Below are 25,556 nucleotides of genomic sequence, written 5' to 3'. Positions count from 1 at the left end.
ATTCTTCGGCATATCAGAGCGTGAACAAGAGGCCTCAAAGCCCTAAAGCATTTCACGAGAGCAGATTTTATGCCGACGAATAGTACGATTGATTGGTCCGCCATCAGCGAAAATGGCGATTTCACCCTTGGCTCTGGCACTTCTGAAATAGGGGTTTCCATAGAAACCACAACAAATGGCGATGGTCAGACTGGCGCCATCGGAGATCAGGGCATGCCAACCGCAAATGGGTTGTGGGTGAATGGCTTAACCGATGCAGTGACCACCACGTTGACCTTTGATCAGCCGGTGCAAGATCTCTCTTTTGAGCTTTTTGATGTTGACCAGAACGGAACCGACTGGGATGAGCGCGTCACGATCTTGGCAACCGACGCCGAGGGCAATGTCTACCCGGTGAGCTTTAACGATCTTGCGGCCACACACAGCGCTTCTGGAGCTACCATCGATACCTCGGGAAGCAATGACTTAACAACGGATACGACGGGTGCTGCTGATTCCATATCGGTCTCAATCGCAGGCCCGATCACATCGCTGGAAATCATTTTTGAACCCGGCGAAAGCGCTAATGAAACCGGCGCAATTGGTCTTTCGGACATCACCCTCATCCACGCCCTGGATGGCGTGGTCGAGGGAACGGCGACAGCTGACCTCATCGATGGCCTTTACTTGAATGATCCAGAAGGTGACATGGTTACCTCCGGTGATGACGTCATTGAAGCGGGTGACGGTAACGACACCATCAATTCCGGTGAAGGCAATGATATTGTTTATGGCGGCGACGGTGCCGACCTCTCGGAACTTGGCTTTGGCAACGACCAATTCTTTGGTGGTGAAGGAGATGACTCGGTCAATGGTGACCGTGGCAATGACGAGCTGCACGGCGGCACTGGCAACGACTTTCTGCGCGGCAGTTTTGGTAATGATACCATTCACTCCGGCGGCGCAGGTGAAGGCGATGACTATCTTTGGGGTGGTTATGGCGACGATACCTTCGTCATCCAAAACGGATTTGGCAACGATACGATCGATGCTGAAAACGAAGAGGAGACCTTGGGTGACACATTGGATCTGAGCAATGTCACCGAGGATTTGACCATCGACCTCACCAACGGGCTTCAAGGTCAAGGTAGTTTCAGCAACGGGACAGATACTGCGACCTTTGACGCCATCGAGCATATCCAGCTTTCTGCAGGCCAAGACACATTGGTTCTGGCGGATGGGTCCGGCTCGGATACAGTTTCGGGTTTCTCATCCCCTATCGACAACGGAGATGGCACATTCACGGGTCAGGATATGCTAGACGTCACTTCCCTGACTTCGGATTTCGGTGCAACCACCGTCACCACGCGCGACGTTACCGTGACTGAAGACGCAGATGGCAACGCCGTTCTGACTTTCCCAGGCGGAGAAAACCTGACCCTTCAAGGCGTGCCCGCATCCGCCTTTGATGACCCATTGGCCCTGGAGGCCATTGGCATACCCGCTGCGCCTGACGGTTATTTCAGCGGAACAGATAATGATGACGTCCTGATTGTTGGAGCGACTGACGCAGACGGAGACGTGATCGATGGCGGCGATGCCGCCCTTCCCGGCGCCAGCGGGGATGACGACCATATTCTTGCCATGGGTGGCAATGATCTGGTCTTTGCTGGTGCCGGAAACGATATCGTAGAGGCAGGTGACGGGAACGACACCGTTTTCGCCTCCATTGGAGACGACACCCTCTACGCAGGCAGCGGTAACAATGAACTCTACGGCGAAGACGGTGATGATGTCTTCCACTCTGGTGCGGGTGCCAATCACATGCACGGGGGTATTGGTGACGACACATTCTTTGGCATCACCGATGGGGATGATATTTCTGGCGGCGATGGCATAGATACGGTGAATATGTCGGGCCTTGGTCCCTACAATGTTGTGCACTCAGGTAGTGATCCCCAAGCTGGCACCATCGAGTTTTTAGATGGCGACGGTAACGTAACGGGTTCTGCAAGTTTCAAAGGCATCGAGAAAATCGTGCCTTGCTTCACGCCAGGGACTCAGATCGCAACCATTCGCGGGTTGGTCGACGTTGCTGATCTCGAAATTGGCGACCTGGTTTGTACTCGCGATCACGGCATGCAGGAAATCCGCTGGATCGGCAAACGCGCGCTGTCAGAAGATGAACTGACGCGCCTGCCCCATCTGCGCGGCATCACTATCCAAAAAGATGCGCTGGGTGAAAACATGCCAGATCGCGATATGACGGTCAGCCCGAACCACCGCGTTCTGGTGAGCGACCCGAAAGTGGAACTCTGCTTTGGCGAGCGCGAAGTTCTGGTTTCGGCCAAACATCTTCTAGGCTTCTCAGGTGTTTCAAAATCTGATGCGACGACACAGACCTACATTCACGTCCTCTTTGATCGCCATGAGATTGTGCTGTCCGATCAGCTTTGGTCCGAGAGTTTTCAGCCAGGAGAACAGGCGCTTGAAGGGCTGGATATCGCGCAGCGGGAGGAGATTTATGAACTCTTCCCAGAGCTTCAGATCCGACCTTCAGAGGTCTTTCAAACCGCTCGTCGTGTGGCTCAGAAACACGAAGCAGCGATACTCTATAAGTGACCGGGAAAACAAAAAAACGGGTGGCCAAAGCCACCCGTTTTTTATGGTACCCAAGGCCGGACTCGAACCGGCACGTCCGCTAGGACGGGGGATTTTGAAACCAGAGAAAAGCATTATTTTTCAACGTAGTTGTAACTCATGGATTGAATTCATCGTTGTCAAATTCGCGAAGAGAGACATCTCACAAAACTGACTACAGTTGCCTATCTTCCTCGCTTTCCTCTTCCTGTAACCAAAGATCCAAATGGGTACGAAGGTTCCCCAACTCACTAGAAAACCGCTTTTCTATCGAAGTTCCTGCCAGTCGTTCGGCGCGTTCTAGCGCTTCATGAATCCCGATGAAGTTAGAAATTGTCGATTTTTCAAATCCTTCTGTTTTTCTACTAACGCGGTCGCCAACTGTGGTGGTCCATCCAACTGACGTCGCCTTGCGGAGAAACATGCAAAATCCCTCATCAGAATCTATGACTGAATCGACCCATGTTTTCGGTTCAGTAAGACCGCCAGAATAGTCTCGCCATCTAAAAAGAAGGGAAATCAAGTCGTCTCGCTCCAGCAACTTATCCCTGTCTCCAGATAATTGCCGAACCAAATGCAGCCATTCTTGCTTTAACCCATCCAACTCCTCGGCTGTCAACGCTGGTTCAAGTCGGTTGGAAGAATTTTCGCTTTGGCTGGCTGGATCGTTTAAGTGAATTAACGTCGATGCCACTTGCAACGCCCCTGTTTTTCTCAGGGCGTCAATCGCATGTTGGCTTCGTTCCTCTGCGGGTAGGGATCGTAAGTACCAGCTCGCCGCTCGCCAACCCTGCGTGTAGCTAGAATTGAACATACTCGGCCCCTCTTCTTCGACGCTATCCTCTGCCATCTTGAACAACATAGGCAGAAGTACCGCAGCATTACCGACGGGCAGCCTCTCTACCGATTCATCTATCATCGAAATAAGCGAACCAAGCATACCTTTGCTACGTATGCTTCCGATGAACTCTTTCAGTTTCTCTTCATCTCCGCTTACGGAAACAAAAAATTCAAAATCGGAAAGGGAGATCTCGCCGAGAGGCGTTTGAAGCTCAAAATACTTTGGAAAATATCGTGGGCTGCAAACACGTTTTGAGGCATTCCATTCTTGGTGCCATTCCGGCCCATAGATATTTCCGCCCAAAATGCTTTCCGTTTGCGGAAACAACTGTTTCAAAGCTCTTTGGGCAGTAGGTTGAAGTTCATCCCTAACCAATCCCACAATATCTTCCAATTGCTCCCGTATTTCAGCACGTCGCCCGTCATTCGAAGACCGGTTCGATCCCAGAATCAAATCCTGATTGGCGAACAGCTCAGTGTGAAAATCCGGTTCGAACACCCTCAACGTTTCAAGAACCAGTAAATCAATGATGTTGACTTCGAAAAACTCACCCTCTGTATGAAGAGGCAAATGAATAGCCAAAGAGGATGTTAACCTTCTGGCATCACGTAGATTGTTGACGAAAGGCTGAACGCAATCAATCAACATATTGCCCCATCGAACATCCTCGAAACCATTTTCTTGCTTAGCAAATTGGTTTGCCAACTTCGAAAGCTCTCGAGTAAAAATCCTGTGGACGGTGCTCTTTGGAACGGCTGGAAGATCAAAGCTCATTTGAACAATTTTCTCGAGAAAATCCCGGCCCTTGCCATTTGCAATTGGATCAAGCGCAGCTTCCACAATGCTTTGCTGGTGAAGCAACACAAAGACTAGATTTGGGAAATTCGCATTCGCTTTTACTTGCCGAATTAGCGATCTGATCTCCTCCTCTTCTAGCCGATCAATGTCGTCAACAAATACTATCAACGGCCGGTCAAGATTTTTCAGACTTTCGTTTAATGAAGCTTTGATTTCTTCTACCGGCTCGGACCATTTGTCCGCTCCCATGTAACTTAGTAGTCCACCTAAGATCGGAACCGTTAAGGCAGCAATGGTAAATCCGACTGCCGCAGTCTCAAGTTTCGGAACGTCTAACCCGAACGCCCCCGTCAACGAAGCCAATGCTACGCTTCCAAGTACCAAACTCAGAATTGTATTGGATTCAGCAACGGCTTTCAGAGGGCCTCCCGTTTGGGTCAAGATTTGCCCATATCTCCGAAACGCTTTCGCACGCCTTTTAGCATTTTCTGAATGCCCGGTATTCAGTTTGTTTGCAATTTCCTGAAAGAGGGCCTTAGCAATAGCGTCGCTGTCACCCCAACTCCAAGGATTAAATAGCAACCATTCGTCACGTTCCAAGTTTTCCGTGACAAGGTTCATAAGAGACGTTTTACCATCCCCCCAACGACCTCTTATCGCAAAAACTCTACCGCTGTTGGTACTCTTTTGCGAAAGCGCATCAGCTATATGTTTCGCAAATCTCAGCCGTCGCAGCTCATCTTCAGAAGAGTTAGAAATTGGACCTTCGGATTTGATCAGGCGAGAAAGCTCAAGAGCTTGGGCTTCTTGATCCATCTCGGCTGCTTGCGTAATTTTCAATGCTTTGAAACCTTATTTTTTGAATAACGTGCCGCTGGGCGGGTACCAGATCTTTTCTTAAATCAACAAAACCAAAGTTGAGGGCGGTACTAAAATCACAACAATCCGCAAAGTTTGTTACCTTTTCTAAGGAGGAACAATCCCCCGCGTCAATCAATCGAACAAAAAAATTAGGAGCAACCAACTGGGTTTAATCATTTCTTTTCATATAGTTGTCAATATTCACTCAAACACAAGACGTGTAGTAGAAAACAGAAAATCGGCCTCGTAACTCATACCAATGAGTTACGGACGAGTTACAACTACAATTTCAGGAGAAAAATCAGTTTCGATTCTGACGAAAAACCCTGCAAAAACAAGGTGGTACCCAAGGCCGGACTCGAACCGGCACGCCTCGCGGCGGGGGATTTTGAATCCCCTGCGTCTACCATTCCGCCACTTGGGCACGTTCGGTTGAGATAACGAAGCGGCCCATGGGCGTCCAGAGGCAAAACGCCAAAATTCAGAAATTTCCAAAAATAATTTTGGACCTAATTCATAGTAAGAAATTTCTATTGCTCAAACTCACATTATAAGCTTCATCCACAAGCATCCTGTGAACAACTCTAAATATCCATTATAATGAGGACTATATTGATCACATTAGCAGTGATTTGTAACCAGAGGTGATTTGGGTATCAGATCCTTTAATTACCTATATTTAGAGACCAATATTGATGAATCGAATTCTAACTTTATAAATGAACTACCAATCATAAATATTTGTTTTATAACCATTATATTTTCCTCCTAATGTTAAATATTACCGATCAAGTGTATGAATGATCTCGATCAGGGTATCGACCTGGTTTTTTGAGTTTTCGCTTGCACTCTTTTCTGAACTGGCGCACGCAGGCGAAGACAGATTGAGGAAGCCATGATCAAGAACCTTTACGACTGGACCATGCGACTTGCGGACCATCCGCGCGCCCTCTGGGCCCTGGCCTTTGTGAGCTTTATTGAGAGCTCGGTGTTTCCCATTCCGCCGGACATCATGATGATCCCGATGATCTTGGCCGCGCCTCATCGCGCATGGCTAATCGCTTTGGTTGCGATGGTCTCCTCGGTGGCCGGTGGCGTCTTGGGCTACATGATCGGCTCATTCGCATTTGAGCAAATCGGTCAGCCCATTCTTGCGAGTCTCGGCAAAGCGGATGCGATGTCTGAGTTCAATACTCGCTTCAATGACTTTGGGTTCTGGGCCGTGCTCGGAGCTGGCATCACTCCATTCCCGTATAAAGTGATCACCATCATGTCGGGGTGGACCGGCATGCCGATCGCGACCTTCATCGCGACATCCATCCTGGCACGAGGACTGCGGTTCTTCATTGTTGCTGCATTGCTCTGGAAATTTGGCGCCCCGATCCGCACTTTTATTGAGAAGCGCCTTGGATTGATGTTCACCGTTTTCCTTGCGCTGCTGTTTGGTGGATTTATGGCTGTGAGGTTCCTGTAATGACCCGTAAAAGTGCGACGTTACTGCTGACCCTCGCCTCAGCGGCAATGATCCTTTCGGCCTGGGGCTTTCAATATATTGGCGGCTACCCACCCTGCAAAATGTGCTATTGGCAGCGCTACCCGCATTTCGCAGCCATTGCGATTGGCGGATTAGCTTTGGCGATGAAGGCCCGACTTTTGGCGTGGCTCGGAGCAGCGGCCATGCTCACCACGGGGGGTATCGGCATTTTTCATTCCGGTGTTGAGCGCGGTCTATGGGAAGGCCCATCATCCTGTACGTCGACCTCCATTGGTGGATTGAACACAGATGAGCTGTTTGATCAGATCATGAACGCGCCACTTGTCCGCTGCGACGAAATCCCTTGGGAGATGTTCGGCGTCACAATGGCGAACCTAAACGCTCTTGGGTCATTCGCATTTGCTGTGGGCTGGCTCTGGGTCGCGATTAAGTCTGATTAAGACTGTTTACGCGTGGCCAGCAGCAAGTTGGTCTCGCTGTTGGACACGCCTTCCAAACGTCTGATCTGATTGAGCACGCTGTCAAAACTGGCGAGTGTGTCCGTCCCCAGCTCTGCAATCAAATCCCATTTGCCATTTGTTGAATGCACAGCGCGCACCGCGGGCATGCCGTGTAACTGTCGTTTAATACGATCCGCCCCACGCCCTTCGATCCGTATCATCATAAGCCCGCGGATTGGATCAGTCTGAACGTCCTCTTTTAAGACAACACTAAAGCCAACGATATCGCCGCTGGTTTTCAACTTTTCTATACGCCCGCGCACTGTTGCACGTGACACGCCAAGCGTCGCTGCAAGGTCTGACAAAGACGCCCTTGCGTCATGGCGCAGAGCAGAAATTAAAGCACGATCCGTATCGTCCATTTTGGCACCAACAATCTCCGTTTTGGCATAACTATTTCCATTTTGACCACTTTGCCATCTTAAAATCAACCCGAATTGGTTGCAATCATTGAGAAGTTCAAGAATCTTGGGGTTTCTTCAGACATGACACATCACACATGTATCTTGATCGGTGCTCCGGTCGATTCAGGAAAACAGCGACGCGGTTGCCTTATGGGTCCCGATGCTTATCGAACAGCAGGTTTGGTCGAAAGTCTGGAAGAGCTCGGCCACAAAGTGATCGATGAAGGCAATGTGGTTCGTCCTGAACGAAATCTAACTCCGCCAGATGCGAAAGTTCATTTTTGGTCTGAAACCATCGCCTGGACAGAGGCGTTAGCAGACGCGGCAGAAGCAGCGATGCCACACGGGCTGCCCATTTTCCTGGGCGGAGACCACAGCTTGGCGGCCGGAACGGTCACCGGCGTAACTCGCTTTGCTAAGAAACAAAACCGCCCACAATTTGTTCTTTGGCTGGATGCTCACAGCGACTACCACACACCGACGTCCACAGATTCCGGCAACCTTCATGGGACACCTGTAGCCTATTTCACGGGTCGTGATGGCTTTGACGGATTTCCAAAGGTCGAAAACCCAGTCCCACAAGAAAATGTCTGCATCATCGGTTTGCGCTCTGTCGATCAGGCAGAACACGACGCCTTGATGGCCAGCGAAATCTTTCGCCATGACATGCGGGAAATCGATGAAAGCGGAATAGCCAAGCCCCTCGCTGCATTCTTGAAACGGGTCTCAGACGCGAATGGCATGTTGCACGTTTCTCTGGACGTCGACTTTCTGGACCCAAGCGTCGCCCCGGCCGTCGGCACCACCGTACCCGGAGGCGCGACAGTCCGCGAGGCCCATTTGGTCATGGAGATGCTGCATGACAGTGGCTTGATGACGTCGCTTGATCTTGTCGAACTCAACCCCTTCCTTGATGAGCGTGGCCGCACGGCGACTTTAATGGTCGATCTCGCCGCCTCTTCTCTCGGACGAAAAATCTTTGATCGCCCAACCCGGAGCCACCTATGAAGTCGATCCAAGCACCACAGTCCGTGGTCATGATCCGCCCGCACCATTTTTGCAGCAACCCGGAAACGCGGGATGACAATGCATTTCAAACGCTGAGCAATCGGTCGATGGATGCAACGTCCGAAGCGGCTCTGGCTGAATTTGACCAAGCAGTTGCTGATCTAGGTGATGCCGGCATTCGCGTGCACGTCTTTGACGACACGGGAACAGAAACACCAGACAGCGTGTTTCCAAACAACTGGTTCTCAACCCACGCCGGTGGCCATGTGGCGATCTATCCGATGTTCGCACAGAACCGCCGCCTAGAGCGCCGGATCGACGTCATTGAAATGCTGAAGGCAGAATACCGTGTTCAGGATGTGATCGATTATTCTGGTCTGGAAGCCGACAACCTTGCGCTGGAAGGCACTGGTGCCATGGTGCTCGATCACATGGGGCGCATTGCTTACACTGTGAAATCCAACCGCGCTGATCCAGTAATCCTGGAACGCTTCTGCACGCATTTCAATTTCGAACCGATCGCTTTTGAAGCCAAGGATGCGCAGGGCCGCGATGTCTATCACACCAATGTTTTGATGGGCATTGGCACCAACTACGCTTTGATCTGTCTGGATATGATTGTGGACGCCGAACGCCGCCGAACGGTGGCGACCCGACTTGAGGAATCTGGCTGCGAAGTCATTGACTTAACCCATGAACAGATTGGCGAATTCGCTGGCAATGCGATTGAGCTTACGGGTCATAAACGCAGGTTGGCTCTGTCCTCACGCGCCTTGAAATCTTTGCGCTCGGATCAACTTGCCATCATCGAAAAATCGGCAGACCCCCTGCCCCTTTCCGTCCCCACCATCGAAACTGCCGGCGGGTCCGTGCGCTGCATGATTGCAGGCATTCACCTGACACGCCGTTCTTCCTGAAGGATACGTAAATGACCCAACCTTCTGACAAAGCCCTCGTCCCATTCGTCAGCGTCGACAATATGATGCGCCTTGTGCACCATATCGGCATTGAAACCATGCTGACCGAGATTGCCGGCTACATCGAAGACGATTTCAAACGCTGGGAGCTGTTTGACAAAACCCCGCGTGTGGCGAGCCACTCTGATGTGGGTGTGATCGAATTGATGCCGACCTCTGATGGTGAGGCTTACGGATTCAAATATGTAAACGGTCACCCAAAAAACACCTCCGAGGGTTTGCAAACCGTTACGGCCTTCGGCCTTTTGGCAGATGTTTACACGGGCTACCCGGTTCTTCTGACCGAAATGACTTTGTTGACCGCCCTTCGGACCGCCGCAACTTCTGCGATGGTCGCAAAACACCTTGCGCCAAAGGGTTCGAAAACCATGGCCATGATCGGTAACGGCGCGCAGTCTGAATTCCAGACCTTGGCGATGAAAGCCATTGTCGGCATCGAAGAAGTCCGCCTCTACGACACCGACAAAGCCGCAACTGAAAAATGTGCGCGTAATTTGGAAGGCATGGGTGTCTCCGTTGTAAAATGCGCAACACCGGAAGAAGCCATGCAGGGTGCTCAAATTCTGACCACCTGCACAGCGGATAAGAAAAACGCGACCATTCTGACCGACAACATGGTTGGCGAAGGTGTGCACATCAACGCGATTGGCGGCGACTGCCCGGGCAAGACAGAACTTGCGGCAGGTATTCTGAACCGTGCCGATGTTTTTGTAGAATTCCCGGAACAAACTCGCATCGAAGGTGAAATTCAGCAGATGGCAGACGACTTCCCAGTCACCGAGATGTGGGAAGTTATCACCGGCGCCAAAGTTGGTCGACGGGATGACAAGCAAATCACCCTCTTTGATGGCGTTGGCTTTGCGATCGAGGACTTTTCAGCCCTGCGTTACGTGCGCGACCGTGTGAAGAGCACTGAGTTTGCGGATATGCTGGACATGCTGGCAGACCCGGATGATCCGCGCGATCTGTTTGGTATGTTGCAGCGGTCTAAAGTGGACGCTTAAGCGTCGAGCTCCGCATCCCAATAAAGGAAGTCCACCCAGCTATCGTGCAGGTAGTTGGGTGGGAATTTCCGCCCCATATTGCGCAATTCTTCTGCATGGGGCTGACGCGGCGGTTTGCGCAGTTGCAAATGCGTGTTTTGCAAGCTCTTTGAGCCTTTCTTCAGATTGCACGGGCTACACGCCGCCACCACATTTTCCCAACTGGTCACACCCCCGGCCGCACGCGGCACCACATGGTCAAAGGTGAGGTCACCCTTGGCGCCACAGTACTGACATTGAAATTCATCCCGCAAAAAAAGATTAAAGCGCGTGAAGGCCACGCGCTTTACTGGTTTGACGTAATCTCTGAGAACAACAACAGAGGGGATTTTGATCTGCGTACTCGGACTGTGCACATAGGTGTCATATTCAGCGACGATATCCACCCGATCCATGTAGACCGCTTTGATCGCATCCTGCCAAGGCCAGAGTGATAGCGGATAATAGGAAAGCGGCCGATAATCCGCATTCAACACCAATGCAGGATGCTGTTTCAACCCACCGGGCTGATGTACAAACTCTGTCCTGAAATCGCCATCCATTTGGGACTCAACCTCCGCCCAACTGCCTGATTTTCCAGCATTCGGGCGGGACGTCCCGCCCAGCTCTACCTCTACTATATATCGCGGCAACGCCTTGGCAACCCCCACGATATATGTCTTTGCAGATTGGCTAAGGCGATTCCGTAACGATAGCGTGACAGCTTAGATTTCAGGCAGACTGTTTGTTCAGGTGGTCACGATAAAGTAGCGACCAATCCCATAAACATACAAAACGGCAAAAATCACGTTTATGTATTTCAGCTGCGGCTCGTTCCTGAGCCATGCGCAAAATATCCAAATCAGACAGAACGGCAGGCTAAAAAGCATCGCGGCCAATTGCCAGCCTTGGACAATAGAGATCGTGCTCGCGAGGCCTAATGCCAGCGCTAGCCACTTCAGCTGCTGCTCATAGGCAGCGAACTTCAGGTAGTTCATTCCTTATACTCACGGGTAAACAGCGCCGTGGACCCGGCGTTCTGCTGGGGCTAGAAATAGCAGGAAGGATTTGTTCGCGCAATAATTGAGATGTAAGCTGGGCTGAGCATGGTATCACCTCACCCAAATTCCGCTCTGTAGGGCGAATTTGCTGAAAGCCGCGCGCCAGTGAACCACACCTCGTAATGATTACTTGCACAAAGCTCACCATTTCGAGGTGATTTTGGGCGGCGCAAACCGCCCAAAAAGATGATCAGAACAGCGACCCTTGCGGATTGCCGTTAGGCCCAGCCTCGGGGAATTTTTTCCCCGTTAGAACTTCAGAAACGCGCCCAGGGTTCACGTCGACAACCGCAGCAATACGGCTCTGCAAGTGTCCCTCTTTTTTCAAACGCCAAATCTCTTTGGCCATCTCAAGAGTCACTGTTTTACTGGGTTTCTTCGGATTTTGCGGCAAGCCGTCTTCATCAAACATAGTGTTTGTCCTTTGTATTTGGACAAACCGGACCGCTACAGATTTTTCTTGCCTCACGCCCCGTGTCACCGTATGAGGTGAGACAGAAGCTTCTAAAACGATCCGGTTTATCCGGTTTTGGTTAACACCGACGCAGTTGCAGCTGCGTCGGTGTTTTTTTTCGATATCACACGGCTAAAATTGAGTCGAATCCTTTTTTCGGTTCAAACACCGAGAACGCACATTTTGTGTCTGGCGCCCTTAAAAAAACCAATAGACACCATATATAGTGGATTGACATGATTTTTTAGCACTCGCCCCCAATATGTGCTAAAGAGCACCGCCGGTTCGGATGTTCATTATCTGTTTTCTCTGGTGTGTTGGCGTTAAGTTTCAATGTGAAACTTAATCTAATCCATGAAGCGCTCAACAACGAAAAAGATATTTCTACACGGATGAAAGAACACCCGCAAACAGAGGAAGTCACGTTACAGTGATTATCATTGTTCACCCAAAGCGACCAATTGTGGCAAACGCGCATTGGGCCTAATCAAGTTGAGACCAGTAGACGTTAAAGCCCCAACTTATCCCTCATAAAGGCCAGAGAAACGCTCAGCCCATCTGGCGCGATGCCATGAGCTGTGCCCTTCATGATGTGCGCGAAGACATCTTTGAAACCGGCTTCCTGCAATGCTTCGGCCGCCTGCGGCAGGGATTGCACCGGCACAACGTCATCCTGATCGCCATGCACCAGCAACACTGCAGGACGGCTGACGGTTTCATCGGCCAACAGCTCTGGACGCAGCAAGCGACCTGAGAAGGCCACAACGCCAGCAACCTCATCTTCGCGACGTGGCGCCACGTGCAGCGACATCATTGTACCTTGGGAAAAGCCAAAGAGCACCACCTGTTCCGGCAGCACATCCTCGTCCACCATCATCGCATCCAGGAAGGCGTTCAGATCTTCGACCGCTGCCATCATGCCGCGTTCGCTTTCTTCCTCGGACGAACCATCAATCCAAGGGATCGGGAACCATTGCAGCCCCATTGGCATGCCAGGAATGGTTTCTGGCGCATCGGGTGCCAGGAAAAGCGTATCAGGCAGATGTTCCGCCAGTGGGTCCGCCAGACCGATTAAATCCTGCCCATTGGCACCGTAGCCATGCAGAAACACCACAACGGATCGGGTTTCGCCCGAAAGCGGTTCTTTGCGGAGTGTGTTTAGAACGCGAGTCATGCGATGCCTTCCCTGTCTTTTGCCACATGGTAGTAGGCCCACAAGAGCCGCGCTGCAACTGATCTCCATGGCGACCAGTCTTCCGCCATGACGCGTAGTTGTTTTTCGGTTGGGCGTTTGGGCAGATCAAATAGCAATCGCGCGCTTTCCTGAAGCGCCAGATCGCCGGGTGCAAAGACATCAGCGCGGCCTAGAGAGAACATGGCATAGATCTCGGCGGTCCAGATGCCGATGCCACTGACTTCGGTCAGAGTCTTAATGATTTCCGCGTTTGGAGCGTCGCGCAAGTCTTTGTAATTGATACGTGCTTCAGCCAGGGCCTTGGCATAACGCACTTTCTGGCGACTTAATCCGACAGTGCGCAATTCTTCTTCCGTGGCCCACATCACCTTCCGTGGACCAGTCAGTTTCGCATCGCGCATCCGCTTCCAGATCGCACGCGCGGCGGCTACGCTGACCTGTTGAGAGACAATGGCGCTTAAAAGTTGATCAAATCCGTCTTTTCGAAGACGTGTGGGCAATGGGCCTGTGATTTCCAGCGCCTGTCGGAAACGTTCATCCTGGCCTGCCAACCATGCCGCGCCCTCTGCAACGCAGGCTTCCGTTTTGATGATGCGTCCAACCATACTCACCCCTAACTTTCTGGTCGCATCTGGTCTGATCTATGTTCCCCTGTCAAATCCGTTTCATGCGGAAAGTGAAATGTGAACGAATTGGTTCACTTTATTGTACCAATCCCCTTTTCAAAGTCTCTGAACGGGACTAGCCATTGCGCATGACCCAAATGATTGATGATCGCCGCGCTAAGCGCACCGTATTCATTCTGGTATTGGCGCAGGCCATTATCGGGGCTCAGATGCCAATGATCTTCACCATTGGCGGCCTTGCCGGACAGTCTTTGGCGTCTAACGTCTGCTTTGCGACATTGCCGATTTCTCTGATCGTGTTGGGCTCGATGTTTTCGGCCACGCCGATGTCGAATTTTATGCAGAAACACGGCCGGCGCGCTGGCTTCTTTGTGGGCGCGACGGGTGGCATTATTGGCGCCGCCGTTGGCGCCTATGCGCTTTACACAAGCAGCTTTGCACTCTTTCTCGTCGGCAGCCTGTTCACCGGTATCTATATGAGCGCACACGGTTTTTATCGTTTTGCTGCTGCAGATAGCGCCTCTGACGCCTTCCGCCCGAAAGCGATCTCATACGTTATGGCTGGCGGACTTGCTGCTGCGGTCTTTGGCCCACAGCTGGTGAAAGTGACCGCAGATGCATTCGTGATCCCCTTCATGGGCACCTATGCAGCTGTCTTGGTTCTGAACCTGGTCGGTATGGGCCTCTTTGCCTTCCTAGACATCCCCCTTCCCGAGCAACCCAAAGAAGGCGACCGCCCGTCTCGCAGCCGTTGGGAGCTGATCACTACCCCACGCATTGCAGTGGCCGTGATCTGCGCAACAGTTTCTTACGCTCTGATGAACCTGATGATGACCTCCACACCATTGGCGGTCGTGGGCTGTGGCTATTCACAAGACAATGCTGCCGATGTGGTCAGCGGCCACGTTCTGGCGATGTTTGCACCGTCGTTCTTCACGGGGCACCTGATCGCGCGATTTGGTGTTGAGAAAATCGTCGCCGCGGGTCTTTTAATTCTTGCAGGCGCCGGAGCTGTCGCGCTGCAAGACGTGGCGCTGGAAAACTTCTTTATCGCTTTGATCCTGCTGGGGGTCGGTTGGAACTTTGGCTTCATCGGCGCGACCACGATGCTCACTATGTCTCATGAACCACATGAGCGGGGTAAGATGCAGGGTATGAACGATCTGATTGTCTTTGGTGGTGTCACGGTGGCTTCGCTGGCCTCAGGAGGTCTGATGAACTGCTCTGGCGGTGACGCGGTACAGGGCTGGACGGCTGTGAACCTTGCTATGGCACCGTTCTTGGTGCTCGCAGGTGGCGCGCTGATTTGGCTGGTGCTACGGCCAACTGAAGAACTCACACATTAAACCAAAGAAAAGAAAGCCCGCGCAATCACTTGCACGAGCTTCTTCATTTCAACTCCAGGCTCAGACTAGAACGATTTTGTTGTACCGTCTGTTGCGGATTCCTGCGCCAAGAGCCCCATTTTCACGGCATGCACGCCATCCATCAATGAGACCTCTGGCACGCCTTCACCGCGCACAACCTCAAGGAATTTCACGTGCTGATAGAAGGTCGATCCGTTGTGATCTCCAGCCTCCAGAAGCGTTGGATCCACGGGAACCTCAACCATCTGAGGCCCTTTCGGGCTGCGGGGGCTGATGATCACCTGAGACACGGGTGGTTCGCCCAGATGTGTTGGCCAGAAACGCCCCGGCCCGGGGACAAACGCTTCGATTTTACCCTCAGGTCCAACGGCGCTGATTTCTTCCTGAAACTTACTGCCTTCCGCGTACATGCAAAGCTCCAGCATCCCGCGGGCGCCGTTTTCGAAATCTACGATGACATAGGCGCTATCCCAAATATCTGATACCTCTCCATCGTAATTTTCATCCAGATGGTTCACCTCCTGGCCGGCGCTTGCCATGATCCGCACCGGATCAGAGCCAACGATCAGACGCATCAGATCAAAGAAATGGCAGCACTTTTCCACCAACGTCCCGCCGGAATTGCGATTGAAGCGGTTCCAGTTGCCAACCTTTTGCAAGAATGGGAAACGGTGCTCGCGTATGGTCAGCATCTTGACGCCACCAGTCGCCTTTTGCGCTTCCTCAAGGAAAGACTGGATCGCTGGCATATAACGATATTCCATCGCAACCCAGATTGGGGCCGGATAGGATTCTTTGAAAGCAAGCAGCTTTTCCTCATCCGCTGGATCCGTGAACAACGGCTTTTCCATCAACAACGGCAATGGGTTGCGCGCAGCAATCACTTCCAGCTGAGGCACGTGCATGTGGTTTGGGGAAACCACCAAAAGACAGTCCAGATCATCACGATCCAGAAGCTCTTCAAGGCTCGCGCACAGCGCGGCATTGGGCTCAATCGCCTTAGCGGCGTTGGCCATGATCTCATTGGGTTCGAAGATCGCCGCCACGCGCGCGCCTTCCAGCAACGCGATATTGCGCATGTGTTCCTGCCCCATCATGCCGCAACCGATGATGCCGTAATTGATGATACGGTCCATTGATGTCTCCATTACTTCAGGCGCTGCACATACAGGGCCTGGTCTGTATCAAACCAAGTTCGGGAAAACTCGATCGGTAAATCGCGATCAGCCCAGCTGAAACGCTCAATATAGCCGACCGGAGTGCCCGGAGTTTTCGTGAAAGTTTCGGGTGCCCAGCGGGGCACTTCATTGATGCTGACGCGGTCTTCGGCGCGCGTGATCCAGAAGCCAAGCTGCTTCTGATAGTAGCGATAAAGGGAATCAGACAGAGCATCTTTCGTGACCTGCCCCGCCGATTCGTCGAGCCAGATTTCCTCAACAGCGATAATTGTATCATTCAGGTAGCGTAGACGGCGGATGCGAGCCCCCCGTTCAGCATAGCCAAATACCGGCAGATGATCCGGCTTTGGCAGGGTCTCAACGGACAGCAAATCAGCCCTTGGCAGACCACCGCCTTCCGGCAATTCCAGTCGGAACATGCCATAGACGCTGTCCCGCACCTGCCCTGTTTTGATGTAATTCCCAGAGCCCTGAATTCGCTCCAAAAGTCCTTTATTTGTCAGCTCAGCCAGCGCCTTGCGCAGCGTGCCGACAGAGGTGTTAAACTCTGCTGCCATCTCTCGCTCCGGCGGGAGCCGGTCGCCATGGCTGAGCCGACCAGAACTGACATCACGGATGATCAGCTCGGCGATCTGCACATAGACCGGCAGTGCGTTGCGCTTCTGGTTGGACAAATTGATACAGCCCTTTCGCTGAGTCAGAGGAGCGGTAGAAAAAATTGATACACCATTGATGCACCTTTATTTGGATGTTTAACTAAGACGAAAGCGATGGCAACCCAAAGGAATAAAAATGACAGTGGTTCCGATTACATCCCCTGATCTACAGGCGGCGGAAGTCTCTTGGTTTTCGGCTTTGTGCTCAGACGATTACCAGTTTTTGGGTGTGCCAGAAGGTGAGTTGCGCAGCTCTTGGGAGCACTGCTCGGACATCGTGAAAGTCGCTGAGGAACAGGGTTTCCGGAATATTCTATGCCCATCGTCTTATCAGGTTGGCCAAGACACCCTCTCCTTTGTCGCAGGCTGCGCGCCGATCACCGACAAAATCAACCTCCTCGCGGCTGTACGCTGTGGTGAGATGCAGCCAATCATGCTCGCCCGTACTGTGGCGACGCTGGATCACATGCTGCAGGGTCGCCTGACAATCAATATCATCAGCTCTGACTTCCCGGGGCAGAAAGAAGACAGCAACTACCGCTATCAGCGGTCCCGTGAAGTGGTGGAAATCCTGAAACAGGCCTGGACACAGGATGAGATCAACTACGAAGGCGAAGTTTATAACTTCAAAGGCCTGACAACCGATCCGGTGCGCCCTTACCAGCAAAACGGCGGTCCGCTGTTGTATTTCGGTGGCTACTCCCCTGCGGCGCTGGAGCTTTGCGGCCAGCACTGCGACGTCTACCTGATGTGGCCAGAAAAAATGGACGAGTTGGCTGGTCGTATGAAAGCGGTGCATTCTGTTGCTGAGAAATACGACCGCACGCTCGACTATGGCCTACGCGTGCACATGATTGTGCGTGACACCGAAGCGGAAGCACGCGAATACGCGGATTACATCGTGTCCAAGCTGGACGACGAATATGGCCGCATGATCCGCGAACGCGCGCTCGACAGCACCTCTTTGGGCGTCAGCCACCAAGCCAAGAACCGCGAGCTGGCAGATAAGTTCGGCTATATCGAACCGAACCTCTGGACAGGCGTAGGCCGTGCGCGTTCTGGCTGTGGCGCAGCCCTCGTGGGTTCCACCGATCAGGTCATGAGCAAGATCGAAGAATATCAAAAGATGGGCATTCGCGCCTTTATCTTCTCGGGCTATCCGCATATCGACGAAGCGAAACACTTCGGCGCGCGCGTATTGCCAAATCTCAAGACATGCTCTTTGCCGCATGAGTATGGCCGCGTGCCTGCCGGAACCCCAGCAACACCACTTGGTAACGGAGTGCGCCGCTAATGGATCGCGTCAAACTATCCCCATCCCTCGAAATGAGCCGCATTGTCTATGGCATGTGGCGTCTGGGTGATGACACCGACACGTCACCGGCTCATGTTGAGGCGAAAATCCAGTCTTGTCTGGAACAGGGCATCACCACCTTTGATCAAGCTGACATCTATGGCGGTTACGTTGCCGAAGCGGTCCTAGGTGGCGCGCTTAAGGCAAATCCTGCACTACGGGATCAAATGGAAATCGTCACCAAATGCGACATTGTCGCTCCGATGGGCCGCTATTCCGATGCAAAGGTGAAATACTACGACACCTCTCGTGCGCATATCGAGAAGTCCGTGGATCATTCCCTTCAGGACATGGGTATTGATCACATCGATCTGTTGCTGATCCACCGCCCTGACCCGCTGATGGACCATAATGAAACCGGCGCTGCGCTGGATGATATGGTGGCCTCAGGCAAGGTGCGCAACGTGGGTGTCTCAAACTTCCGCCCTTGGGATTGGGAGCTGCTGCAGTCTGCGATGAAGACCAAACTGGTCACCAACCAGATTGAAATCTCTCTGGGAGAAATCAGCCCATTCACCAATGGTGATCTGGCCTTCCACCAGCGTCAGGACAATGCGATTATGGCTTGGTCCCCTCTGGGTGGCGGTAGTTTGATGTCTGACACAGGACAGGCTGGTACTGTTATGGATGAGATCGCCAATGCCTTTGGCGTAGATCGCGCGGCTGTTGCTGTCGCTTTCCTCTTGGCTCATCCAGCAAAAATACTACCTGTGATGGGCACCAATAACTTGGACCGGATCGGTCGTATTTCTGACGCATTGAAAGTGCAACTTGACCGCGAGAGCTGGTACCGGCTCTACGAGGCAGCATTGGGTAAGGAAGTTCCGTGATGAATGCACCTGTGACCAGTTTCGCACCTGACGCAGACAACACCCGCCTTCTGCGCGACGCCTTCGGGCGTTTCGCTACCGGCGTGACCGTTGTTACAGCGATGTCCGAGGACGGCCCTGTTGGCATCACGGCCAATAGCTTTACCTCTGTGTCGCTTGATCCGCCGATGGTGCTCTGGTCGCCCAGCAAAACCTCTCGTCGCTTCCCCTATTTTGATACGGCTCAGCACTACGCCATTCATGTGCTGGGTGCTGATCAGGAAGCGCTCTGCTGGGGCTTTGCAAAAGATGCATTTGCGCTGAAAGATATCGAGCACGATATCAGCGCTGAAGGCGTGCCTTTGCTACGCAACACACTGGCACGTTTTGAGTGTAAACAGTCAGCCAAATTTGAAGGCGGCGATCACCGCATCATTCTTGGTGAAGTCATTCGCGCAGAGATGCGCGAAGGTGATGGGCTGGCTTTCTTCGGCGGCAAACACGGCGTGTTCACGCAGGCCTAATTGGCTTCCGCTACTGTGATTTCACTGGGAATACAAAACATCGATTGCGCCTGAATGAGAGCATGAATCGCGTACCAATCGGCGGCAGGAGCACATTTGGCACCGTCGCTTTCAGCAAGGTGCCATCTGCTTCCATGCGCATTTCTAGCAAGCTCTCGGTTCCCATAAAACGGGCCCGTTCTACTTTACCAACGGCAGCCTGACCAAAGGCTTCTGTCGGATTCATTCCGGACCCATCGCGATAGAAATCCAAGTGCAAATGCTGTGGGCGAATGGCGATTTCAACGTCAGTTCCCTCAGCGATTCCCGGTGTCAGAAATTCGCCAAACAGGGTCTGCGTCATCGCCCCATTACTGCGCCCACAGATAATATTGATGTCGCTGAAAAATGCCATCGCATCACGGTCAACCGGAGCATGGTAGATATTGTAAGGCGACCCCTGCTGCACGATCTTACCGTTGCGCATCAATGCAATTTCATCTGCCATACGCAACGCTTCTTCTGGCTCGTGAGTCACAAGAAGAACAGCAGTGTCCTCCTCTTTGAGCAGCGCCAAAGTCTCATCGCGAATGCCATCGCGCAATCGGTTATCAAGCCCCGAGAACGGCTCATCCATCAGCATGATACGCGGCCTTGGAGCCAAGGCTCTGGCAAGTGCAACACGCTGCTGTTCACCGCCCGAAAGGTGATGCGACGACTCGTCGATCGCCCAAGAAAGCCCCACCTTTTCAAGCAGTTCTTCCACACGCTTTCGTTTGTTTTCAGCACCATCTTTCAAACCGAATGCCACATTGTCTGCAACACTCATGTGCGGGAAAAGCGCGAAGTCTTGGAACATCAGACCAATTTGGCGACGCTCAGGAGGGATGCGAAAAACAGTGTCGCAGATGAGGTTGCCATCAACGTAAATTTCGCCACGGCTTTGCATATCCACGCCAGCAATCATGCGCAAAGTTGTAGATTTTCCGCAGCCTGATGGCCCCAAAAGGCAGGTCACCTGTCCCGGTTCGATGCTAAGCGAGACCCCATCCACAACGTTTCGAGCGCCAAAGCTGCGAAATAGATTTCGGACTTCCAGCCGAGGGGGCGTTTTTAAAACGGGGTCTGCGCTCACGTGGGCCTCATGCATTGCCCGATGAAAATCATCGGGTTTTGCATGGGTGTAGCAGTCCCCTTATTGGGCATCAACCCTGCGAGATCCTAGAAGAACCGCGCCAAAACCGATCACCAGAACGACAACACAGATCTGCAGGAGCTGTTCGTATTTGTGACCCTCCACCAGGATCGCAGCAACAAGTTCATTGCCACGCAGGAAGTAAGCAACAGCGCCCAGCATCGCAACCGCGAAGCTTACGAGATAAGCCCATTGCGGCACTATACGATTGCCAAGCAGAGCCGCGACAATCACTGGCGTCAGGAACATGCTTGCAGTGCCGGAAACAGCAACAGCATCAAAGAGCGATTGGTTGCCCCAAAGCGTCAACGCACCGCCTGCCACAGCAAAGACAACCATCGCCATACGGCCACCATTCAAGGTTTTGGGCGCAAGGCGTAGTTCTTCAACCACCAGTCGTGCTGCAGAGGACAAAGCGCTGTCCAGCGTTGAAAGTGCAGAGACCAGCAAAGATACCAAGAGCAGAACAAAGACCCATGCCGGCAAGATGGTCGCCCAAGTGCCGATCAGCTCGCCTTCGTAGTCAGCGCCCTCCAAGGCGGCCTGAATGCCAAAGAAACCAAAGGCGATTATGCAGAGCGCAGAAATCCAGAAGGCGTGAATGAAGCTTTTACGCGTAGTATCTTCATCTGCAATGAAACCTCGATCCATCATGACCGGGTCATGCACTGGATAGGAAAAGACTTGCAGTAAGGCGACCAGAAGCAGGATCCAACCATTATACTGGCCTGACGCACCTTCTGCGGTGAGTACTGCACCAAGGCTAAAGCCTGGGCTCAGCACCAACGCTAAGAATGCTGCGGCGAAAACCACCAAGAAAAGAGACATCTGCATCACGTCGGTTTTCAAAGCTGCACTCAGCCCACCCCAAGCAGAATAGGCTAAAGCCAAAAGACCAACGATCAGAATGCTGCCGACTTCGGCAAAACCAACCCCGGGCAGAGCAGCCGAGAAAATCAGGCCGACGACGATCAGGTTCGCAAAGACCTCGGACAAAAGACGTAGGGCGATGACAAGGTTGTAGCAGCCCGTCCCGACTGAGCCGAATTGGTCCGTCAGCCAGTCTTGAACCGACCGAGCACCTTTGGCACGCATGCGGCCAATGATGAAACCACCTGTCAGAAACGAGCCGTAGTAAGCCGCATAGGCCAGAACACCGGCAATGCCGTAGAAGAAACCAAGGATGGCCGCGTTCATTAAGGAGCGCGCAAAAATCCATGTTGTCACCTGACTCAGCACCAAGGTCCAAAGGCCCGGTGCCCGGCCTTCTGCGCCTGATCCAGAGAAAAACCCTTCAATACTGGCGCGACGTGGTGCGACGTAGAGACTCGCCAATATGATAAAGGCGAAAATGGCGATAACGGCGGTGGCCTGCATGGTTTTGTCCTGTATTTCGGTCGTTTAGATCGGCCTAACAGGACAGATTTGCGCAAACCAGCACCGTGTTGCCTTCCCACGGGATTGTGAAGGCGCGTCAGTGAAGATCGAGGCTTTTCTCATCAGGGTGCCGACATCGACAGGTCAAATCGAAACTTCGAAATCCGCCTCGCCCAAGTGTCGCCCATTTACTTGAATGACGATCTTATGCGCGCCGGGAAAGAGTTTGAACGTGGTCGCATTGGCCTTCAGCACATGTTTCTTGGCAAATGATTGCGCCTTACCTGCCTTCAACACGGCCTGTTTCAGCTTGAACACCTTGGGAGAGACCTTTCCACCAGCTTTCTGGAAATGGATCACATAGTCGATGATAACCGGGCTTTCTTCGGAGGCCTCCAGGTCGAGTTCAAACTGCAGTGCCTCGCCCGCGATAACCTTGTCACTGTCTAGCGAAAGCCGTTTCAGCGTGACCGGAGCATCTGCTTTGAACCCCAGTAAGTCCATCGCCCCAACATGCCCCTGTTTGATTAACGTCCGCAGGGCGTGGCGGGTCATCCAATCCAGTTCTTTCGGGTCTTGCTTACCCGCCTTGTTCCAGGCCTTCAGCGTATCAACCACCAAATCCGGGTGAGTTTTCGCAATATCATTCAGATGGTTAGCGACTGATCGTGTCACATAGCGTGTGGGGTCCGCATGCAGCACATCAAGGAGCGGCAGCGGTTCCGGCACATCCATGTCAAGCTTCTTAGCCCAAGGCAGTTTGGGCCGCGTACCCTCAGACACAAGTCTGCGCACATGGTAGTTGTCATCCGTCGCCCAGTCCTTCAACCGCGCCATGGTCTCTTCTGGCCAACGGTTCAGGAAAGGCCGAATGGGCCATTCCATCGAAAACCGCTTGGTGTTCTCATAGATCAGATCAAGGGCGCGATCACGGTGGTTTTCCAGCCCATGGCGCACTGCCAGATAGCCCGGTGGTGCGTGGATGAAACGACCAAAATCATCATCAGTACGGGTGGGATCAAGTTCGGGGATCATCGCAGCCTCGAGCTGATCCGCCATGATGGTGAAATCGTCTGAAAGACGCGTTTCAAGGCAATCTACAATCCACTCCAGCCGCTCAAGAAGCGCTTGATCTGGAAAGCGGCTGAGTACCTCTTTCGTAAAACCTTCGGCATCAAACCCATCCACACCAGCAGCAAACTCAGCCGCCAAATCACCAATACTGCTTTCGTTAAACAGCTGATCTGCCAGCGAAAACCCCTGTGTCACACCCGTACCCCTTGCCATTACATTGTTGTGTTTGTTGCGCCGCCATCCAGCAGAACGTTCTGCCCGACGATAAAACCCGCGTGCTGCGAACAGAGGAATGCACAGGTCGCGCCAAACTCTTGCCGCGTGCCATAGCGGCCTGCCGGTATGCTGGCATAACGCTGTGACTGCGCCTCTTCATAGGAAATACCCTGCGCCTGACTTGCGCCGGTATCCAGAGACACAGCACGATCCGTCGCGTGAATACCCGGCTGCAGGTTGTTAATGGTCACGCCTTTTCCTGCGACCTGACGCGCTGTCCCTGCCACATAGCCTGTAAGACCGGCTCGTGCGGAGTTGGACAGACCCAGCACAGGAATGGGCGCTTTCACAGAGACAGAAGTGATATTCACCACTCGCCCCCAGCCTTTGTCGATCATACCTGGCAGCAGCGTCTTCATCAGAGCAATCGGTGCCAGCATATTGGCATCAAGCGCCTTGATGAAATCCTCGCGGTCCCAATCCGTCCACATGCCCGGAGGCGGGCCACCAGCGTTGGTCACCAGAATATCGACGCCCTCAGATGCATCTAGCACTGCCTTCTGGCCGTCTTCGGTGGAGACATCAGCTGCAACCGTTTGAACAGAAACGCCAAATCGCGAGCGGATATCAGCGGCGGCAGCTTCTAAAGCCTCTGCACCGCGCGCATTCATGACCAGATCAACGCCCGCTTCTGCCAAAGCCTCTGCACAGCCCAGTCCCAGACCTTTTGAGCTTGCGCAAACCAGCGCCTTTTTCCCTGCGATTCCAAGATCCATCTCTGGCTCCCCTATTTCTGATTAACTTCGCCGGATTTTCACGTAACCGCCAGCAAATTGCCGAGGCCGATCCCTCTTGTTGCCATAATTGGTCAGCAGAACTGATGGAAAGCAAGGCAAAAGCTCAAGACAGAGGATCGGGCATGACACAAGCAGTGCCGCAACAGGATCGCAAAGGACAACAGCTTCCGGTTTTTCGGGCAGCTGATTTCCGCGTGGTGAATGGCGCCAACGAAGGTGACGCGCTGTCATTTGCGGCAGAGCTGATGCTGGATGATCTTTATGAGCTGCGCCAAGGTGCCTACCCGACTGTATTGGCCATGCGGCCAAGTGACGACGGCTCATTTGCCATTAGTGAAACCTCATCCGTCGGTCGCCCGTTTGCAACGTTATACCTCGATTGCAGCATCACATTGATGCAGTCTTCGGGCGACACCGTCGAAGCACTCATTTTGGTGGAAGTCGACGAAGGCGGCAATGTTGCTGACATCTATCTGCACGCTTTTGCCCCGATCAATCCAAAGATGGCCTACACGCTGGTCGGCATTGACCGTGAAAATGCGCATCGCCGCTTGGCGCTGACGAATTGCGTTTCGTTCACACGTGGCACGCATGTCACGATGGCCAATGGTATTCAAAAGCCGGTTGAACAGCTTTCTGTTGGCGATAAGGTTTTGACACGTGATGCTGGCGCGCAGGAAGTGCGCTGGATTGGGCGTTCCACAGTGCGCGCTATGGGCCCATTTGCTCCGATTGTGATCAAGGCAGGCGCCTTGAACAATCTCAACGACCTGTTGGTAAACCCCGACCACCGCCTCTTTGTGTACCAACGCGAGGACAAGCTGAACGCTGGACGCGCCGAGGTGATGATCAAGGCGCGCTATCTGCTGAATGGCGATAGCGTTTACGTGCAAAACGGTGGCTTTGTAGAGTATTTTCAGCTGTTGTTTGATGATCATCACATCATTTTTGCCGAGGGTATCGCAGCAGAAACCATGCTGGTCGATGACAAGACAGAATCCGTTTTGCCAAAGGCCTTGGGTGAAAAGTTCAGGAACAGCCAACCGGGCCTTTCAAACCCGGAATCTCTGGCAGTTGAGCTCAACGAACGCCTGTTGCTGAATAAGAACGCCGCCAATCTTCTGCGCCGCGCTTCATCTCGGTAACACCATCCCCCATTGCGCCAATAG

24 protein-coding genes and 1 tRNA gene are annotated in these 25,556 nt (G+C 52.7%); 11 read left to right on the top strand and 14 right to left on the bottom strand.

From position 1 onward, the window contains the following. The first annotated feature begins 69 nt into the window (after positions 1-69). Entirely contained in the window at positions 70-2,601 is a 2,532-nt protein-coding gene (locus M0D42_RS04695; RefSeq protein ID WP_265020446.1) for a Hint domain-containing protein, read from the top strand. A gap of 193 nt (positions 2,602-2,794) precedes the next feature. On the opposite strand, the gene M0D42_RS04690 is transcribed toward M0D42_RS04695, so the two are convergent. After that, positions 2,795-5,074 (bottom strand): KAP family P-loop NTPase fold protein, encoded by a 2,280-nt coding sequence (locus tag M0D42_RS04690; protein WP_265020445.1) that lies wholly within the window; start codon positions 5,072-5,074, stop codon positions 2,795-2,797. 385 nt (positions 5,075-5,459) lie between these two features. After that, positions 5,460-5,543 (bottom strand) — tRNA-Leu (locus M0D42_RS04685). A gap of 471 nt (positions 5,544-6,014) precedes the next feature. Here M0D42_RS04685 and M0D42_RS04680 point away from each other — a divergent pair. Continuing rightward, positions 6,015-6,593 carry a YqaA family protein gene (locus M0D42_RS04680; protein WP_265020444.1) on the top strand — a complete coding sequence of 193 codons (579 nt, stop codon included), beginning with the start codon at positions 6,015-6,017 and terminating at the stop codon, positions 6,591-6,593. Beyond that, positions 6,593-7,054: a disulfide bond formation protein B gene (locus M0D42_RS04675; RefSeq protein WP_265020443.1), complete on the top strand. Its 462-nt coding sequence runs from the start codon at positions 6,593-6,595 to the stop codon at positions 7,052-7,054. Before M0D42_RS04680 ends, M0D42_RS04675 begins: the two co-directional genes overlap by 1 nt. On the opposite strand, the gene M0D42_RS04670 is transcribed toward M0D42_RS04675, so the two are convergent. Continuing rightward, complete coding sequence (locus M0D42_RS04670; RefSeq protein ID WP_265020442.1) at positions 7,051-7,476, bottom strand: Lrp/AsnC family transcriptional regulator; 426 nt, start codon at positions 7,474-7,476, stop codon at positions 7,051-7,053. The genes M0D42_RS04675 and M0D42_RS04670 overlap by 4 nt on opposite strands. Before the next feature lie 123 nt (positions 7,477-7,599). Between M0D42_RS04670 and rocF the strand changes: the two genes are divergently transcribed. The 3 genes from rocF to M0D42_RS04655 are packed head-to-tail and all read left to right on the top strand — an operon-like array spanning position 7,600 to position 10,507. Then, positions 7,600-8,526, top strand: a complete 927-nt coding sequence (gene rocF / locus M0D42_RS04665; RefSeq protein WP_265020441.1) for an arginase — start codon at positions 7,600-7,602, stop codon at positions 8,524-8,526. Then, the gene (gene ctlX, locus M0D42_RS04660; protein WP_265020440.1) at positions 8,523-9,443 is read left to right on the top strand and encodes a citrulline utilization hydrolase CtlX; all 921 of its coding nucleotides are present in this window, start codon (positions 8,523-8,525) and stop codon (positions 9,441-9,443) included. Before rocF ends, ctlX begins: the two co-directional genes overlap by 4 nt. Positions 9,444-9,454: 11 nt before the next feature. Then, positions 9,455-10,507: an ornithine cyclodeaminase gene (locus M0D42_RS04655; RefSeq protein WP_265020439.1), complete on the top strand. Its 1,053-nt coding sequence runs from the start codon at positions 9,455-9,457 to the stop codon at positions 10,505-10,507. Here the strand turns inward: M0D42_RS04655 and M0D42_RS04650 are convergent. The 5 genes from M0D42_RS04650 to M0D42_RS04630 all read right to left on the bottom strand — a co-directional run bounded on the left by M0D42_RS04650 (position 10,504) and on the right by M0D42_RS04630 (position 13,840). Continuing rightward, on the bottom strand, positions 10,504-11,088 hold the full coding sequence (locus M0D42_RS04650; RefSeq protein WP_265021099.1) for an HNH endonuclease: 585 nt from the start codon (positions 11,086-11,088) through the stop codon (positions 10,504-10,506). The two genes, M0D42_RS04655 and M0D42_RS04650, sit on opposite strands and share 4 nt — an antisense overlap. Before the next feature lie 186 nt (positions 11,089-11,274). Next, positions 11,275-11,523 (bottom strand): peptidase, encoded by a 249-nt coding sequence (locus tag M0D42_RS04645; RefSeq protein ID WP_265020438.1) that lies wholly within the window; start codon positions 11,521-11,523, stop codon positions 11,275-11,277. Positions 11,524-11,776: 253 nt separating this feature from the next. Further along, positions 11,777-11,998 (bottom strand): hypothetical protein, encoded by a 222-nt coding sequence (locus M0D42_RS04640; protein WP_265020437.1) that lies wholly within the window; start codon positions 11,996-11,998, stop codon positions 11,777-11,779. 550 nt (positions 11,999-12,548) lie between these two features. Next, positions 12,549-13,214: an alpha/beta hydrolase gene (locus tag M0D42_RS04635; RefSeq protein WP_265020436.1), complete on the bottom strand. Its 666-nt coding sequence runs from the start codon at positions 13,212-13,214 to the stop codon at positions 12,549-12,551. Next, positions 13,211-13,840 carry a DNA-3-methyladenine glycosylase family protein gene (locus M0D42_RS04630; protein WP_265020435.1) on the bottom strand — a complete coding sequence of 210 codons (630 nt, stop codon included), beginning with the start codon at positions 13,838-13,840 and terminating at the stop codon, positions 13,211-13,213. Before M0D42_RS04630 ends, M0D42_RS04635 begins: the two co-directional genes overlap by 4 nt. A gap of 149 nt (positions 13,841-13,989) precedes the next feature. On the opposite strand from M0D42_RS04630, the gene M0D42_RS04625 reads away from it, so the two are divergent. Next, positions 13,990-15,207 carry an MFS transporter gene (locus M0D42_RS04625; RefSeq protein WP_265020434.1) on the top strand — a complete coding sequence of 406 codons (1,218 nt, stop codon included), beginning with the start codon at positions 13,990-13,992 and terminating at the stop codon, positions 15,205-15,207. 65 nt (positions 15,208-15,272) lie between these two features. On the opposite strand, the gene M0D42_RS04620 is transcribed toward M0D42_RS04625, so the two are convergent. Further along, the gene (locus tag M0D42_RS04620) at positions 15,273-16,364 is read right to left on the bottom strand and encodes a Gfo/Idh/MocA family protein (RefSeq protein WP_265020433.1); all 1,092 of its coding nucleotides are present in this window, start codon (positions 16,362-16,364) and stop codon (positions 15,273-15,275) included. An 11-nt stretch (positions 16,365-16,375) separates the two neighbouring features. After that, a complete protein-coding gene (locus tag M0D42_RS04615; protein ID WP_265021098.1) occupies positions 16,376-17,086 on the bottom strand; it encodes a GntR family transcriptional regulator in 711 nt (236 codons plus the stop codon). A 112-nt stretch (positions 17,087-17,198) separates the two neighbouring features. Between M0D42_RS04615 and M0D42_RS04610 the strand changes: the two genes are divergently transcribed. The 3 genes from M0D42_RS04610 to M0D42_RS04600 are packed head-to-tail and all read left to right on the top strand — an operon-like array spanning position 17,199 to position 19,749. Next, complete coding sequence (locus M0D42_RS04610; RefSeq protein WP_265020432.1) at positions 17,199-18,356, top strand: LLM class flavin-dependent oxidoreductase; 1,158 nt, start codon at positions 17,199-17,201, stop codon at positions 18,354-18,356. After that, complete coding sequence (locus M0D42_RS04605) at positions 18,356-19,246, top strand: aldo/keto reductase (RefSeq protein WP_265020431.1); 891 nt, start codon at positions 18,356-18,358, stop codon at positions 19,244-19,246. Before M0D42_RS04610 ends, M0D42_RS04605 begins: the two co-directional genes overlap by 1 nt. Further along, positions 19,246-19,749: a flavin reductase family protein gene (locus M0D42_RS04600; RefSeq protein ID WP_265020430.1), complete on the top strand. Its 504-nt coding sequence runs from the start codon at positions 19,246-19,248 to the stop codon at positions 19,747-19,749. The genes M0D42_RS04605 and M0D42_RS04600 overlap by 1 nt, the downstream gene beginning before the upstream one ends. A 10-nt stretch (positions 19,750-19,759) precedes the next feature. Here the strand turns inward: M0D42_RS04600 and M0D42_RS04595 are convergent, their stop codons facing one another. The 4 genes from M0D42_RS04595 to M0D42_RS04580 all read right to left on the bottom strand — a co-directional run bounded on the left by M0D42_RS04595 (position 19,760) and on the right by M0D42_RS04580 (position 24,366). After that, positions 19,760-20,863, bottom strand: a complete 1,104-nt coding sequence (locus tag M0D42_RS04595) for an ABC transporter ATP-binding protein (RefSeq protein ID WP_419195959.1) — start codon at positions 20,861-20,863, stop codon at positions 19,760-19,762. 60 nt (positions 20,864-20,923) lie between these two features. Continuing rightward, on the bottom strand, positions 20,924-22,300 hold the full coding sequence (locus M0D42_RS04590) for a sodium:proline symporter (protein WP_265020428.1): 1,377 nt from the start codon (positions 22,298-22,300) through the stop codon (positions 20,924-20,926). A 144-nt stretch (positions 22,301-22,444) separates the two neighbouring features. After that, a complete protein-coding gene (locus tag M0D42_RS04585) occupies positions 22,445-23,569 on the bottom strand; it encodes a DNA alkylation repair protein (RefSeq protein WP_265020427.1) in 1,125 nt (374 codons plus the stop codon). A gap of 17 nt (positions 23,570-23,586) precedes the next feature. Continuing rightward, on the bottom strand, positions 23,587-24,366 hold the full coding sequence (locus tag M0D42_RS04580; protein ID WP_265020426.1) for an SDR family oxidoreductase: 780 nt from the start codon (positions 24,364-24,366) through the stop codon (positions 23,587-23,589). 143 nt (positions 24,367-24,509) lie between these two features. On the opposite strand from M0D42_RS04580, the gene M0D42_RS04575 reads away from it, so the two are divergent. Then, complete coding sequence (locus tag M0D42_RS04575) at positions 24,510-25,532, top strand: Hint domain-containing protein (protein ID WP_265020425.1); 1,023 nt, start codon at positions 24,510-24,512, stop codon at positions 25,530-25,532. The last annotated feature ends 24 nt before the right edge of the window (positions 25,533-25,556 follow it).

Source organism: Cognatishimia activa, assembly GCF_026016445.1.
In the GTDB taxonomy this organism is placed as follows: Bacteria; Pseudomonadota; Alphaproteobacteria; order Rhodobacterales; family Rhodobacteraceae; genus Cognatishimia; species Cognatishimia activa_B.
Note: the sequence above shows the minus strand (reverse complement) of the source record. Positions and strands in the feature narration are given on the sequence as shown.

Coding starts and splice junctions, on each gene's coding strand:
- M0D42_RS04695 (WP_265020446.1), top strand. CDS start 70: ATGCCGACGAATAGTACGATTGATTGGTCCGCCATCAGCGAAAATGGC.
- M0D42_RS04690 (WP_265020445.1), bottom strand. CDS start 5,074: ATGGATCAAGAAGCCCAAGCTCTTGAGCTTTCTCGCCTGATCAAATCC.
- M0D42_RS04680 (WP_265020444.1), top strand. CDS start 6,015: ATGATCAAGAACCTTTACGACTGGACCATGCGACTTGCGGACCATCCG.
- M0D42_RS04675 (WP_265020443.1), top strand. CDS start 6,593: ATGACCCGTAAAAGTGCGACGTTACTGCTGACCCTCGCCTCAGCGGCA.
- M0D42_RS04670 (WP_265020442.1), bottom strand. CDS start 7,476: ATGGACGATACGGATCGTGCTTTAATTTCTGCTCTGCGCCATGACGCA.
- rocF (WP_265020441.1), top strand. CDS start 7,600: ATGACACATCACACATGTATCTTGATCGGTGCTCCGGTCGATTCAGGA.
- ctlX (WP_265020440.1), top strand. CDS start 8,523: ATGAAGTCGATCCAAGCACCACAGTCCGTGGTCATGATCCGCCCGCAC.
- M0D42_RS04655 (WP_265020439.1), top strand. CDS start 9,455: ATGACCCAACCTTCTGACAAAGCCCTCGTCCCATTCGTCAGCGTCGAC.
- M0D42_RS04650 (WP_265021099.1), bottom strand. CDS start 11,088: ATGGATGGCGATTTCAGGACAGAGTTTGTACATCAGCCCGGTGGGTTG.
- M0D42_RS04645 (WP_265020438.1), bottom strand. CDS start 11,523: ATGAACTACCTGAAGTTCGCTGCCTATGAGCAGCAGCTGAAGTGGCTA.
- M0D42_RS04640 (WP_265020437.1), bottom strand. CDS start 11,998: ATGTTTGATGAAGACGGCTTGCCGCAAAATCCGAAGAAACCCAGTAAA.
- M0D42_RS04635 (WP_265020436.1), bottom strand. CDS start 13,214: ATGACTCGCGTTCTAAACACACTCCGCAAAGAACCGCTTTCGGGCGAA.
- M0D42_RS04630 (WP_265020435.1), bottom strand. CDS start 13,840: ATGGTTGGACGCATCATCAAAACGGAAGCCTGCGTTGCAGAGGGCGCG.
- M0D42_RS04625 (WP_265020434.1), top strand. CDS start 13,990: ATGACCCAAATGATTGATGATCGCCGCGCTAAGCGCACCGTATTCATT.
- M0D42_RS04620 (WP_265020433.1), bottom strand. CDS start 16,364: ATGGACCGTATCATCAATTACGGCATCATCGGTTGCGGCATGATGGGG.
- M0D42_RS04610 (WP_265020432.1), top strand. CDS start 17,199: ATGACAGTGGTTCCGATTACATCCCCTGATCTACAGGCGGCGGAAGTC.
- M0D42_RS04605 (WP_265020431.1), top strand. CDS start 18,356: ATGGATCGCGTCAAACTATCCCCATCCCTCGAAATGAGCCGCATTGTC.
- M0D42_RS04600 (WP_265020430.1), top strand. CDS start 19,246: ATGAATGCACCTGTGACCAGTTTCGCACCTGACGCAGACAACACCCGC.
- M0D42_RS04590 (WP_265020428.1), bottom strand. CDS start 22,300: ATGCAGGCCACCGCCGTTATCGCCATTTTCGCCTTTATCATATTGGCG.
- M0D42_RS04580 (WP_265020426.1), bottom strand. CDS start 24,366: ATGGATCTTGGAATCGCAGGGAAAAAGGCGCTGGTTTGCGCAAGCTCA.
- M0D42_RS04575 (WP_265020425.1), top strand. CDS start 24,510: ATGACACAAGCAGTGCCGCAACAGGATCGCAAAGGACAACAGCTTCCG.